Raw genomic sequence first — 12,727 nt, forward strand, 5'->3', positions numbered from 1 at the left:
TTTAGAAGGTTGAAACCATCGTTAAAAACAAATAAGCAGCGGAAGTCCTGGACTCGTAAATACAGTCCTGGACTTCCGCTGCTTATTTCATGTTCCGCGTATTATAAGCGTTTTACATAACAATGCCTGGGTTTTCCTCCATACATAAGGCGAGTAAATGCAAGGCTAAATCCTTCGGATTCTAAGTTTCGAATGCTGACATGATTGTCAGGATGCGCCGTTGAAAAGAGGTAACGGCAGCCGTTCTCCCTGGCTCTTTTTTCACGCAGCCGATGGAAATGCCTTTGTAAACCGCGCCCGCGAGCCGATTCATGAACTACGGTTGCTTCCAAAAACGCCGCGTGAGATAACTCGCTCTCCGGCACCCAGAATTCCCTTCCGAGATTATGCTCGCTCCGCTTTGGGAAAGTCAACACAGAATAGGCAGCAAGGCTCCCGCCAAGATAGGCTCCATAGATTTCTCCATTTTCGAGGACATAGTCATGAAAATAATCCTCTTCGTCCATCGCAAAATGATCTTGTGACGGCAGCCGGGACATTACGTCGAGCATGAGTGTTTTGAGGTCTAAAATATCTTCTTTTCCTAAACGGCGGATTTCCAAATTCATTTCCTCATTCATCTTGTTCCCCGTCCCTCCTCAGCTGCACGTCCAGCGATCCTCTTGTACATGAACAGCAATATTATACTCGCCGCAAATGAAAGGACTATCAGCAGGAATGGCATGGTCGGATCCCATTTGTAAGCCCAGCCTCCGATAATGCCGGACGGCGAAATGACAAGCAGAATCAGAACCGAGAGCATGGCAAATATGCTTGCGCGGTTTTCGTCGTCGATCGCGTTTGCAACAGCCGCTTCCAGATAGGGGTATGTCATCATCGTCCCCACCGCAGCAAGAATCGTACTGAAGATCAGCCAGAACATCATGCCCGGAAGGGATAAAACCAGTACCAGATTCGATAAGAGCGAAATAAAAAAGCCCCAAAGCATAATCGTATGAAGCTTGTCATTTCCCAGCCGGGGCAGCAGCAGCCACATAGATAGCAGCATGAACACGGAGGTTACAGCCGGAAATATCGATACGATGCCGCTGTCTAAATGAAGATGATCGACAAAGAAGAGCGATAAATAAGTGCTTTTGAGCGTGAGCTGAAACTGGAACAGAATGTAGACCCCAAAAATCAGCAGCAGCGGTCCATTCCCTGTCATCTCGCGGATAACCCCTTTGTATTCCCGCAATCCGGCCAGCAAGCCTACGCTGCGGGTTTCCTCCATTTTGCGAAGACCGATCTCCGTTTCACTGGTGGCAAAATGGCGGCCGATGAATTGGATGGTCATGCAGACGCATGCGAGAAAATACATGATCCGTGTTCCCGGAATAAGACCGTAGTGGGCGACTAGCAAACCTCCGAGCGGTGCAAATAAGCCGCCCAGCATGCCGACAAACTGGAGAACCGAAAAGACGTACGTCCTGTCCTTTGGGGCAGTGTCCTCAACGAGCAAGCAGTAAAACGCGGTATGCGGCACCCTTTGAAACCCGTTCACGATAGCCGCCGCTATAAAAAACCATATATTTTGCGATACCGCCCACAACAGGGTACCCACCGTCCAGCTTAGCACGTCAAAATAAAGCAGCGCCCATTTCCTGCCAAGCCTGTCGGTTAAATAACCGCTAATGAAGGATGAGAAAACCTGAACGAGCAGAGTCAGCGTCGTAATCCAGCCGATCGCCGTTTCGTTCATCCCCATCTCGAACATATATATCGTGGCATACGTGCTGAACATACTGTAGGGAATTAGAAAAAAGGGCTCGTAGAGCAAACAGCCCCGCGCGTTTTTGGGTAACTTGGATAAGCCGAGCATCTTCCTCCTCCATCCTATAAACTTGCAGCTGTTATTAAATTTGAGATCCATAGGATCGCAACAGTAACCTTTAGGTAATCAGGTAAACAAAATGTGCCTACTTTTCAGTTATTCCATTTTGTTTTATGTTGTATTTGCAGATTGACGAATTTATGTCCAACGCTTACTGGAACAAATATCCAAACAGATAAACCAAATTCATTTATTAGATGGGTGGTATTTTCCATGGAATATCGTGTATTAGGCCGTTCCGGACTACGGGTTAGTGAGGTTAGTTTGGGTTGCTGGGCAATTGGCGGACCTTCTTGGCGAGACGGAAGCCCGGTGGGTTGGTCGGGTAATGATGACAAGGAATCACTTGCGGGATTACGCAGGTCCTATGCCCTAGGAATCAATCATTATGATACAGCCGATGTATATGGCGATGGCCATTCTGAAAGGGTAATCGGTCAATTTTTGCAGGAAATTCCGCGCGAATCGGTTATTGTTGCTTCAAAAGTAGGCTGGTTCAAGGGTACAGCTCCTAATGCGATGCAGCCCGTTCACATCCGCCACCAAATCGAACAGTCACTTACTAATTTGGGTACGGATTACTTAGATATTTATTATTTTCATAACACGAATTTTGGTCCTAATGATCAATATCTTGAAGAAGCGGCTGATACAATGCGCCAATTGCAAAAAGAAGGAAAGGTTCGCGTAATTGGCCAATCTGCCTATAGTTACGCGGATTTCATGAGAGTATGTCCTTTCACACGTCCAGACGTGCTGCAATTTCATTATAATGCGTTCGGGAACCACTTTGATCTGCCTGAAACCAACCTGTTCCGCTGGGCGGAAGAACAAAATCTCGGGATCGTGCTTTTTGGGCCGCTAGCGCAAGGGCTGCTGCTGGATAAGTTTGATCCGAATCACCCTCCTCAGTTCGGCGATGGAGATATTCGCGCAAACAATGAATCCTACACAAGAGAACGTTTGCTCGAGATTCGCAGTAAATTGCAGCCGATTAAAGAGCGTTTCGGTTATGAGGTGCAGGATTTGGTTCGGGTTGCGATTCAGTATCCTCTGGCTCAATCTCCAAATGCTTGCGTCATACCCGGATTTAAAAATGCCCGTCAGGCGGAATCAAATGCCTATGCCGCCGGCAAGCCGCTCACCGATGAGGAAATCTCAATGATTAGTTACTTTCTTCACGAATGACACCTAAGACCACTCATTTCCCCATTTCTTCATTTCGTGAATAATGGCGTGCAGGGCATGTCCCTTCTCTGTAAGTGCATACTCTACCGTCATAGGGACGGTTGGATAAGCCGTTCGGGTAATGACTCCATTATTTTCAAGATGCCGGAGCGTATCGGTCAATGATTTGGAACTAACCCCGCAAACGGCTTGCTTTAATTCGCCGAATCTTTTTTTCTCATGAAACATCATTTCCCTTATGACAAGAAAAGACCATTTCCCGCCAACAATATCAAGAGATTTCTCTATTGAACAACGCTTATGGACTGCTTGATTCTCTGCCTCTTCCAATCGAATCTCTCCTTTGGTATGGAATCCTGGATTTTTTATCATGCTTTAATTTCGAACTTTATTATACGATACCCAATTGGTTAAGAAAATGTATTTCTATTATTATCTACTATAAATAAAAATGAAAAGGCTGAATGGCTTTTCATTCGGAGGAGATATACGATGAACATTGGATTTATTGGCTGTGGAGTTATATCGACTGCTCATTTAGAAGGACTGGAAGAATTAAAGAAAGCAAACCGGGATACATTCGAATTATCGGCCGTTTGCGACCTAAATGAGAATAGGGCAAATGCATTTGCTGCAACTGCGGAAAAACGGCTTGGTAAACGTCCAACGGTATATACGGACTATAAAAAAATGATAGACGAAGAAAATGTAGATGCGGTTTCTATTTTGTTGGATCATGATTTGCATCACATTGTGGCGGAAGATTGTTTTGCCGCCGGCATCCATGTACAAATGCAAAAGCCGCTGGCCATTTCACCATTTTATGGACGAAAAATTCTGGCAGATGCCAAAAAGTACGGCCGGGTGTTAACCGTCTCCGAACCGAGCGTTTTAGGCGCAGAGAACGTGGCGATGGCCAGAGCGATTAAGGATGGAATCATCGGTTCCGTAAATCTACTAATGGATTATGCGACGGTTACCTTGCACCGGACTTTTTTCGCAGGCACCGCCTGGCGGCATTTTAAAGGAAGGGCTGGCGCAGGCTGGATTAACGATCACGGCGTTCACCGCACGCATATGTTTACAGAAGTGAACGGTCCTATCCGTGAAGTATTTGCTTATACAGAAATATTTGAAAAAGAATTGAGCGACGGTAATACGACGATCCGCCCGACAGGAGAAGACACAAGCGTCACCGTTTTTCGTTTTGATAACGGCGGTTTGGGGCATTGGATGTGCAGTACGGCTGCACATGGAGAAGGTATGGGCGGCGTTTGGATATATGGCAGCAAAGGCTGTTTTCGTCCCGGGAAACATATTGCTCTGGCAAATGGTCAGACCATTCCCGTTGGAGACTTAATCATGCAATACGCACCCGAAATAGCGGCACATCCGTTTGCACACTCCTATGTGGAATTGTGGGAAGCAATCACTGACCAGAAAGTCCCGATTTCCAGCGGCGAACGAGGGCTTGAGGCTCTTAGCATTGTTTTTGCCGCGCTGGAATCGGCGTTAATCGGTCAACCGGTTAAGGTAGAGGATGTGATGAATGGAGTTAGACATGCTTATGAAGATACCGTAGTTAAAGAAATGATACCTGAACGTAAATTGCCATTATTATAAAAGATGCCCTCGAACGGTTTGCGAAGGGCAATAAGAAAAAGATCACCCAGGTCGGATGATCTTTTTTCAGCTTTTATCCATTAAACAAGAGGTTCTTGAATCAATGTTGCGAATTTAAATTGGTGCACATGGCCGTCATTTAATGTGGTTTGGCCCGTTACAAAATGTACGTGTTTTCCATTTCCGACCGGAATGGCAGGCCCTGTTACAATCTTTTTCAGCTTATGGAAATGGTTAAAGAAATCCGTTTTCGTGAGATCAATTACATGGACATGGCTTTTTCCTACTCGAATCGCTTGCCCTGTAACTCCTGCAAAGCGATGGTTATGTCGATCAGCGCCTTCTTCAGCCAGTTTAGTGCTTCCTTCAAATTCATGGACATGGCGCTGTATTTTTTTGCAAATTTTTGTATTCTTCCATACGGTAGATTTCTTTTTTTTCATTTGTGGCATGCCTCCTAATGATGATGTGACTCACCACATTCTATTAAGGCAAACAAAGATAAGTGCTAGGCAGCTATCGATGACTCTAATTTTTTTTTGAGATGATAGGCTGATTTCATTGCATGGATCTGCCCTTAAAATGAGAAAAGGCCGCCGATCATCCGGCAGCCTTGCATTTCCATTATACGATAAGGGATAGCTTTAATACGTTTGTTGAAAGAAAGCTTCATGAGCTTTCTTCGGTTGCTCAAACCAATGGGCGATTTGATCGGCAGCTTGTTGGTCCGCGGCTGCCTTTAAAAGCATTTGCACGATGTGTTCAGGCATCGGTCCGGTCATCGCATTGGTCCATTCCGTCACTTCCGCCACATAGGGGCGAGTGCGGCTCCAATAATCGATTCCAACTTTTTCATCCCAAGCGGATTCCTTGTATGCTATAAGCGTCTCATATAATTGCTCCGCGCAATAGGAGGCCGTATTGCAGCCCTGACCCGTGATGGGGTCACCTAGAAACACACTGTCACCGCAGCCCAGTACCAAAGTACCGTTCAGCATCAGATAGGGCCTGTGAACCACCGGGGTAACCGCTGTCTGGAGATAAGACGTCTCATTCGCCAGAGCAAAACGATCCAAATCAACGCGACTGTAAATCTCCGGGAAATGGTCCCGTAGCATGCTTTTCATCTGTTCCTCGAAAGCTTGAGCGCTTTTTACCGGTTTAAAAACATCCAACATGCCCTCAGGCAATGCCTCTATGAATAAAATCGTAACCGCTCCTTGTTCCGTTAACGCGGGAATTTCAAACATTTCGCCGGCTCCCGGAACTACCGTGATGGAAATCCCCTCAGGCTCTACCGGGGCTACCCCCTTAAAATAACCAACGATACATTTACGCTGCGGCGCAAGGAATGGCGAGAGCCCGGCTTCAACGGGGAAGGCTGGCAGCGGGCCTGATTTGCCGGATGAATCAATCAACAGGTCAAATGATTCAGCCAAGGCATGAATCTCATCCCGTGCTACGCGGGTCTTACGAAAGTTTACGCCTTGCTGAACCAAATCGTCCATCGCCTTAGAATAGGCCATGCGCTGATCAACAGACGTTGCCGCACCTGCGAGCTTCCCCACAAACAATTTTTGCTGTCCCATGCTGAAGTGAATCGTTTGAATGGAAGGGGCAGTATCCGTGCCCGGCATTTGGAACCGCTGCTCACGATCCAAAGTCGGATGGAAATGGACCTGGGTCGATCGAATTCTTCCATGGCGGACCTCATCCGGTTCCTCATAGTGAAACAGAGTCACGTCAAAATCGTTTTTCAAAGAATAGGCCAGCTGAAGCCCTGCCGTACCGGTACCGATAATTCCAATCCGTTTTTTCATCATTTCATCTCCCCCTTTAAGGTTTTCTGTAATGATACAGAAAATTTTCTTGAGCCAAAAGGGAATTTCTACCTATATTGTGAAGAAGCCAACCGGACAATCGGTTGGCTTCCATTGATTATTCGGCGACGGCTCCGACGATGGTCGTTCCCGTCTTCGTAACCGTATATTCGACGATTTTTCCGCTCCAAAAGTGGAAGGTCAGCACAACTTCGCCGTCATTCACTTCGTTGAAGAAGTTTTGCGTGAGCTTAATCTCATTCGTGTCGTACGACGGCGAGAAAGCATACGCAAATTCCTTGAAGGATGTCCAGTTCTGCGGACCCGCGTTGCCTCCTGCAGCGTAAACAGCTTCCATCGTGGCAAGCCGGTCGCCATTGAACGCTGTCGGGATCGAGAAGTCGCTTGTCGTTCCGGCTGTATTCTGCAGCTCTGGCGTAGAATAGACGATGACATCAAACATCCAGTCCTCGCCCTTGTTGAAGTCCGCTGTAAGCTCCGCGTTTTCGCCGTATGCGCCTGATGCCGTCAGCTTGGAGAGTAAGCTCGCCTTCACGGTCAGGATATCGCCTTCTACGGAATAGTCCGTGCCTTTGCGCAGCGTCTTGCCATTATGGCGAAGAGCCGTCAGGCGATTACCGTTCAATTCGAGCTTAATGACGGCATCCTGCGTCTTCTCGCCCTTGGCCAAATAAATCAAGTCGGTTTCCGCGGTTGCAGAGCGGCCCTTCCAACTCGCTTTAAGCATGCCGTGCAGCTGCGGATCGTTCCATTTCAGCTGGCTGCGGTCAAGATGCTGTCCATTGTCCCACAGCATATGGGTAATGCCTCTTTCTTGGATGTAATGAAGCAAGTACTCGAAAAATTTAAGCTTTTCGCCTTGTTCGATCGTACCCGTGTTTTTGTCGAAGCCAAGCAATCCGTATTCACCCAGAATAACGGGGATGCCCTTAGCCACTAATGTAGTATAGACGCGGTCGAATGTTTGGACGATGTCATTTTTTGTTTCTTCATTGAAGCGCGTGAAGCCGGCGATATTGACGCTGAATGGCCAAAATCCATAATAGTGAACGGTGGCAATCAGGTTCGGGTCGTTCAGCCCGGCAAACGTATCTACCAGCGCGTCGAGCCGGTCCTGGTTCGCGTTCGTCTCAAGCGTCGGCAGTACGAGCGGACGCTCGGAGTTGTTGCCGCCGGAAGCACGTACAATCTCATGGAAGGATGCATTCAATTCATGCAGCATCGCGAAGTTATCTTCGCCGTTTCCACCCCAGCCGTCAGAGAAGCGAGGCTCGTTGATGCTCTCGAACGAAAGCTTCTTCGATTCGTTTTTGAACCTTTCGGCGATCTGCGTCCAGGCTGCGTTATATCGGGCCAGAACAACATCATGTTCGCTGCCCATACGGTTAACCCACAGCCAAGAGTCGTGATGCAGGTTGATCATGACGTACAAGCCGGCGTCAAGAGACCAGTCAACGACCTCTTCAACGCGGTCCAGGAATGCCGGATCGATCGTGTAGTCCGGTGCTTCGCCCATCCGGTGATCCCACGTTATCGGAATGCGAATGCTCTTGTAGCCTTGCGAAGCGATATGCTTAATGAGCTGCTTCGTCACGCGCGGATTGCCCCAGGATGTCTCGTCGACGCCTGTCGCGTCAAACGTATTGCCGAGATTCCAGCCTGGCTGCATAGCTTCGACGTAGGATTGGATCTTGCTCTTCGGAATGGCGATCGCGGGCCCTTCTTGCGAGGCTGCGCTCGCGGATGGTAGGATCATAGCTAACAAAAGCGTTACCGACATGATGATGCTAATGAGCTTTTTGGATGAATGCATATAATAAAATTACCTCCTCCAGGTTTTGGTTCCGAAACAAAATGCCGTGCATGACGAACAGGTAGAAGCTCCACCCCTTTCATGAAAGCGTTATCATAAACAGGATACAGGGATGATTGTACCATGTCATATTTTTTGGAAAAACCCTAACAATCAGAGAAAAAATCAGATGGAAATTACAGGATGGCGGCAGTTATTAGAGTAGATTACGTATTTAGTTAGTCTTGAAAATTGAAAAACTCTCATCTCTCCAAAAAAAAGAAAGTATCCCCCGCGGCTTTGCCGCTTTGGAGATACTCTCTGCTAATCCTATCTAAAACAATTCTCTGCGGCTGCCGTTACTTCAGTGCCGCTGCATCCATGAAATCGGAAATCTGCACCTTGCGGCCGGTATTGGCGCTCTCAACCGAAGCGAGGACCATCGCCATGCTAAAAATATTGTCGCTGCAGTCGGTTTCCGGCTTACGGCCTTCCTCTAACGAAGCAAACATATCGTCCAGGCAGCCTTTATGCCCGGTGTTAACCATATCAGGAAGCTGGGTTTCTACTCTCTCGTAGTCCCTGATAAACTTTCCGGTCTGATCACCGGCCGCAACGATCTCCGCGTAGGGATTTCCATGCCCGTCCCAAATCGCAGTGCCGTGCTCGCCGGTTACCCGCCATGATGCTTCCCATGAGGTAAGTACGCCTTCCGCGCACCAGGATCCGCGGTAATTAAACACGGACCCGTCGGACATTTCGAAGATACAGATCGCCATGGCATTGCCTTCGTACCAGGAGCCGGGAGGATTAAACTCATGGCAGTAAACCGATACCGGATTTGCTCCCACAATATATCTTGCTTGGTCAAACGTATGAATCGACATGTCGAGAAGCAGAGGACTATCCATTGCGTCGCGGAAGCCGCCGAAATGGGCGCCTATAAAAAAATCCGCGCCTATAAATCCTGGCTTACCGATTACGCCCTCCGAGAGCAACTGGCGGAAAGCGCGAATACGCGGATCGAACCTGCGGTTTTGCATGACTGCATGCGTCCTGCCCAGCCCGTTCGATAACTGAACGATTTCGTTGCAGTCATTCATCGTTTCGGCAAGCGGCTTCTCGCCAAACAAATGGCAGCCTCCCTCTAAAGCAGCTTTGCTTATCGTATAGTGGCTTGCTGGAATGGTAACATCAAACACCAATGTGGCACCCGTCTCCGCGATTGCTTGATTTATGTCGGTAAAGACGGGACAGGCAAGCTGCTGGCGGTCAGCCATGGCTTGCGCAAATTCCATTTTGATATCCACGAGCCCGACGATTTCCGTATCTGTTCTTTGCTTGGCGTATTCCACCCATGTATTTGCCATGCCGCCGCAGCCGGCGACGACGACCCGATGCTTGATTGTCATCCTAATCTCTCCTCGCGTTCACTCTGGATTATTAAACGGGATTTGGAACAAAATCGCCGCCGCGGCAGCGCTTCAAATAATTCAATGCATGCACCTGCCCGGTCATTTCCAGCTCGCCCTTATAAACGGGATCATGCCAGCCTTCAATATCGATCGTGCCTTTATAGCCGTTTTGTCTCAAAATAGAAATAATATCCGTCCAGTTCGTATCGCCAAAGCCCGGCGTTCGATGCCATACAAATTGCTGCTTGCCATGGACGCCATGCTCTCTAACAATGTCCCATGCAATGGTTGCATCCTTGCCGTGCACGTGGAATACTTTATTCACCCATTTGCGAAGCTGCGGAATGGGCTCAATCAAGCTCACCATCTGATGGCATGGCTCCCATTCCAAGCCGATATTGTCTTCCGGCACGGCGTTAAACATAAGCTCCCAAGCGGTCGGGTTGTGCGCGATATTCCAATCGCCCGTTTGCCAGGTACCGCCCATGTCGCAATTTTCAAAAGCAATCCGCACGCCTTTGTCCGCTGCTCTGCGCGTCAGTTCGCCGAAAACTTCCTTGAACTTCGGAATCGATTCATCGATCGACCGGTTCGTTATGCGCCCCGTGAAACCGGATACAATATCGGCTCCGAATAAATGGGCATGATCGATAAGGCGCTCCCAGCTTGCAAGCGTATCGGCATTATCGCCCGCGCCTGTCAGCGGATTACCGAATACGCTTACAGCTGGAACGACAAAATCATGTTCATCCGCCAGCGCTCTAACCCGCTTCGCCATTTCAACCAAATCCGTCTTGCCCGTCGTTTGCCAGAACGTTAGATTAAAGGATTCGAAGCCATGCTTTACAATTTGCGGAATGACATGATCCGCGTTGCCCCCGCCTACTAATGTTCCGATTCGCAATTTGTTTTCCACTGTTGTATATCACTCCAATATTGGCTTATAGTATTCGTAACAACTCCATTATAGCTAGGAGTTTAGCAGATTACTCTATACAATCTTGCGCAATACTAGTCTAATCTTGTGGTGGTGAACAGGAGATGTCCTATCCTAAGGAACTGTGGGAAAATACCCGTTTGGAGCACAAAAGCTATCCGATCCAGCTGTTTCAAAATCACTGCCATGATGTCAAGCCCAATGACTGCATCCTCTATCTGCATTGGCATGAGCATTTCGAAATTATCGTCATGCGGCAGGGCAGCGCGTTGTTTCATATCGACAGCAGGCCATACGTTGTCAATGAAGGCGATGTCATTATCATCCCTGGCGGCGGACTGCATGTCGGCTATGCCCTAGGCTATGGGCATATTTATTATGATTGCGTCGTCCTGAACGCCTCCCTCTTCAATGATTGGGTGCATGATCCCGTGCATGCGCAGTTTGTTGCCCCTTATCTGGAGGGCCGTCTTCATTTTCCAGTCAAGCCGGCCGAACAAGAGGAAAGCTGCCGGCGCTATTTTCCTTTGCTCGATGAAGCGGTGGCCGAGCTCGCGGCAAAGCCGCCCGCTTATCAGCTTGTCGTAAAGTCTAAGCTGCATGCTTTATTTACGCTGCTCTCCCGCACCTTTCTCGAGCGGCAGCTTGCTGGCAAACCGGCCGAGCCCTACTTCGTCAACCGTGACCGGTTTAAACGGCTGCTCCAGCGGATCGAATCCGATTTTTGCGAGAAAATATCGATCGAGCAAGCTGCGAAGCAGGTCAGCTTGAATCCTTACCATTTCTGCAAGCTGTTCAAAAAGCTGACTGGACGTACGTTCGTTGAATATGTAAACGTCAGCCGGATGAATGAGGCCGAGCGCCTGCTTCGCGAGAGCAACGATACGATAACCGAAATCGCCGCAAAGGTCGGGTGTGAGAATCCGAATTATTTTACGAAGCTGTATAAGCAATATAAAGGAATGACGCCGTCACAGGCACGGAAATAGCAGCATAATACAGTGATTGCCTAATGTCTATCGCATGGAAAAATGTCGCAAATCGTCAAAATAGCAACTTTTGTCCCTCTTCTAGCGTCTAGATTTAATAACGACGTTTAAATGGGGTTAATCTGATGTTCATGGTAAAAAAGAAATATTTATCCATTGCTTTATTGGCTGTAGCCGCAGCAGTCATCTCGGCTAGCTGCAGCAATGCAGGCAACCAACCGGAAAATAACGATAGCTCCGTAAATATATCTCCTACAGCCGGTGAATCGGACGAGCCGCATGAGACCGCTCCAACTGAAGAACCCGATGCTGCCGTTTTGCCTACGCCGGCTGTGACGGAAGAAGCAGCAGCCTCGCCGGCTCCGACGGAATCCGCAGCTGCGGCTAAGCCGGCTGCCACCGAGAAGCCTTCAATTGAAACGTACGAGAAACCGGAAGCGACTGCGAAGCCAACGAAAAAACCTGCTGCTTCGCCAAAGCCGTCACCTACAGCAGAGCCGACCAAGAAGCCAGCCTCAGCTACAGCGGCTCCTACGGTGAAGCCAAGCGTGAAGCCGACAGCAACGCCTAAACCGTCACCTCTCACGATGGCGACTCCGTCGCCTACGCCAAAGCCGATGACTAAGCCTGATCCGGAGAACCCGTCCGCGGAATTTACGGTTGCCGATATCACGGCCATATTAACAACCGATGCCGGACTTGGACCTCTCAAACCCGTAGAGGGCGATCAGATCAAGGAGACCTATGGCATCGACACGGAAAAACAGCTGGTCGACGGCATTTTTTATCAACCCAAGATGGTAATCCAAGCCGGTGAATTTTCGGTTGTGCAGCTGAAAACGGATCAAGACTACGAAGACGTCAAAGCAGCTTTCGAGAAGCGCGCCGAAACGGCGAAGAAAACGTTCGAATCCTATCTGGAGGATCAATATGAGCAAGCACAAAACTACCAGATTATCCGGAACGGAAACTTTGTCCTTTTCTCGATAACGCCTGATCAGAAAAAATCAGCAGAAATCTTTAATGGCTTCTTTAAAAAAGAATAGAGCGTCCTTTCAAAAAAGACTCC

The 12,727-nt window shown here is 48.5% G+C and carries 12 protein-coding genes; 4 read left to right on the plus strand and 8 right to left on the minus strand.

The features are described from left to right. Positions 1 to 101 precede the first annotated feature (101 nt). Positions 102 to 620: a GNAT family N-acetyltransferase gene (locus ACN6MW_RS02280; RefSeq protein WP_419874035.1), complete on the minus strand. Its 519-nt coding sequence runs from the start codon at positions 618 to 620 to the stop codon at positions 102 to 104. After that, complete coding sequence (locus ACN6MW_RS02285; RefSeq protein WP_419874036.1) at positions 617 to 1,861, minus strand: MFS transporter; 1,245 nt, start codon at positions 1,859 to 1,861, stop codon at positions 617 to 619. The genes ACN6MW_RS02280 and ACN6MW_RS02285 overlap by 4 nt, the downstream gene beginning before the upstream one ends. 225 nt (positions 1,862 to 2,086) lie before the next feature. Here ACN6MW_RS02285 and ACN6MW_RS02290 point away from each other — a divergent pair, with 225 nt between their 5' ends. Then, positions 2,087 to 3,061, plus strand: coding sequence for an aldo/keto reductase (locus ACN6MW_RS02290; protein ID WP_419874037.1), 975 nt, complete (start codon positions 2,087 to 2,089; stop codon positions 3,059 to 3,061). A gap of 3 nt (positions 3,062 to 3,064) precedes the next feature. Here the strand turns inward: ACN6MW_RS02290 and ACN6MW_RS02295 are convergent, their stop codons facing one another. Continuing rightward, positions 3,065 to 3,391 (minus strand): winged helix-turn-helix transcriptional regulator, encoded by a 327-nt coding sequence (locus ACN6MW_RS02295; protein WP_419874038.1) that lies wholly within the window; start codon positions 3,389 to 3,391, stop codon positions 3,065 to 3,067. Positions 3,392 to 3,553: 162 nt separating this feature from the next. Between ACN6MW_RS02295 and ACN6MW_RS02300 the strand changes: the two genes are divergently transcribed. Continuing rightward, entirely contained in the window at positions 3,554 to 4,684 is a 1,131-nt protein-coding gene (locus ACN6MW_RS02300; RefSeq protein ID WP_419874039.1) for a Gfo/Idh/MocA family protein, read from the plus strand. 80 nt (positions 4,685 to 4,764) lie between these two features. On the opposite strand, the gene ACN6MW_RS02305 is transcribed toward ACN6MW_RS02300, so the two are convergent. From ACN6MW_RS02305 to ACN6MW_RS02325, 5 genes are all read right to left on the minus strand, one after another. Beyond that, on the minus strand, positions 4,765 to 5,127 hold the full coding sequence (locus ACN6MW_RS02305; RefSeq protein WP_419874040.1) for a YmaF family protein: 363 nt from the start codon (positions 5,125 to 5,127) through the stop codon (positions 4,765 to 4,767). Positions 5,128 to 5,328: 201 nt separating this feature from the next. After that, entirely contained in the window at positions 5,329 to 6,507 is a 1,179-nt protein-coding gene (locus ACN6MW_RS02310; protein WP_419874041.1) for a styrene monooxygenase/indole monooxygenase family protein, read from the minus strand. A gap of 115 nt (positions 6,508 to 6,622) precedes the next feature. Further along, positions 6,623 to 8,338 carry a cellulase family glycosylhydrolase gene (locus ACN6MW_RS02315; protein ID WP_419874042.1) on the minus strand — a complete coding sequence of 572 codons (1,716 nt, stop codon included), beginning with the start codon at positions 8,336 to 8,338 and terminating at the stop codon, positions 6,623 to 6,625. 338 nt (positions 8,339 to 8,676) lie between these two features. Then, positions 8,677 to 9,729: a Gfo/Idh/MocA family protein gene (locus ACN6MW_RS02320; RefSeq protein ID WP_419874043.1), complete on the minus strand. Its 1,053-nt coding sequence runs from the start codon at positions 9,727 to 9,729 to the stop codon at positions 8,677 to 8,679. Positions 9,730 to 9,760: 31 nt separating this feature from the next. Beyond that, on the minus strand, positions 9,761 to 10,648 hold the full coding sequence (locus tag ACN6MW_RS02325) for a sugar phosphate isomerase/epimerase family protein (protein ID WP_419874044.1): 888 nt from the start codon (positions 10,646 to 10,648) through the stop codon (positions 9,761 to 9,763). Positions 10,649 to 10,773: 125 nt separating this feature from the next. Between ACN6MW_RS02325 and ACN6MW_RS02330 the strand changes: the two genes are divergently transcribed. Continuing rightward, entirely contained in the window at positions 10,774 to 11,658 is an 885-nt protein-coding gene (locus ACN6MW_RS02330) for an AraC family transcriptional regulator (RefSeq protein WP_419874045.1), read from the plus strand. A gap of 125 nt (positions 11,659 to 11,783) precedes the next feature. Beyond that, the gene (locus ACN6MW_RS02335) at positions 11,784 to 12,704 is read left to right on the plus strand and encodes a DUF4358 domain-containing protein (protein ID WP_419874046.1); all 921 of its coding nucleotides are present in this window, start codon (positions 11,784 to 11,786) and stop codon (positions 12,702 to 12,704) included. The last annotated feature ends 23 nt before the right edge of the window (positions 12,705 to 12,727 follow it).

Origin of the sequence: Pristimantibacillus sp. PTI5 (assembly GCF_048572955.1) — a bacterium.
Taxonomy (GTDB): domain Bacteria; phylum Bacillota; class Bacilli; order Paenibacillales; family Paenibacillaceae; genus Pristimantibacillus.

Excerpts from the sequence above, each read along its gene's own strand:
- ACN6MW_RS02280 (WP_419874035.1), bottom strand. The coding sequence starts at position 620 with ATGAATGAGGAAATGAATTTGGAAATCCGCCGTTTAGGAAAAGAAGAT.
- ACN6MW_RS02285 (WP_419874036.1), bottom strand. The coding sequence starts at position 1,861 with ATGCTCGGCTTATCCAAGTTACCCAAAAACGCGCGGGGCTGTTTGCTC.
- ACN6MW_RS02290 (WP_419874037.1), top strand. The coding sequence starts at position 2,087 with ATGGAATATCGTGTATTAGGCCGTTCCGGACTACGGGTTAGTGAGGTT.
- ACN6MW_RS02300 (WP_419874039.1), top strand. The coding sequence starts at position 3,554 with ATGAACATTGGATTTATTGGCTGTGGAGTTATATCGACTGCTCATTTA.
- ACN6MW_RS02305 (WP_419874040.1), bottom strand. The coding sequence starts at position 5,127 with ATGAAAAAAAAGAAATCTACCGTATGGAAGAATACAAAAATTTGCAAA.
- ACN6MW_RS02310 (WP_419874041.1), bottom strand. The coding sequence starts at position 6,507 with ATGATGAAAAAACGGATTGGAATTATCGGTACCGGTACGGCAGGGCTT.
- ACN6MW_RS02315 (WP_419874042.1), bottom strand. The coding sequence starts at position 8,338 with ATGCATTCATCCAAAAAGCTCATTAGCATCATCATGTCGGTAACGCTT.
- ACN6MW_RS02320 (WP_419874043.1), bottom strand. The coding sequence starts at position 9,729 with ATGACAATCAAGCATCGGGTCGTCGTCGCCGGCTGCGGCGGCATGGCA.
- ACN6MW_RS02330 (WP_419874045.1), top strand. The coding sequence starts at position 10,774 with ATGTCCTATCCTAAGGAACTGTGGGAAAATACCCGTTTGGAGCACAAA.
- ACN6MW_RS02335 (WP_419874046.1), top strand. The coding sequence starts at position 11,784 with ATGTTCATGGTAAAAAAGAAATATTTATCCATTGCTTTATTGGCTGTA.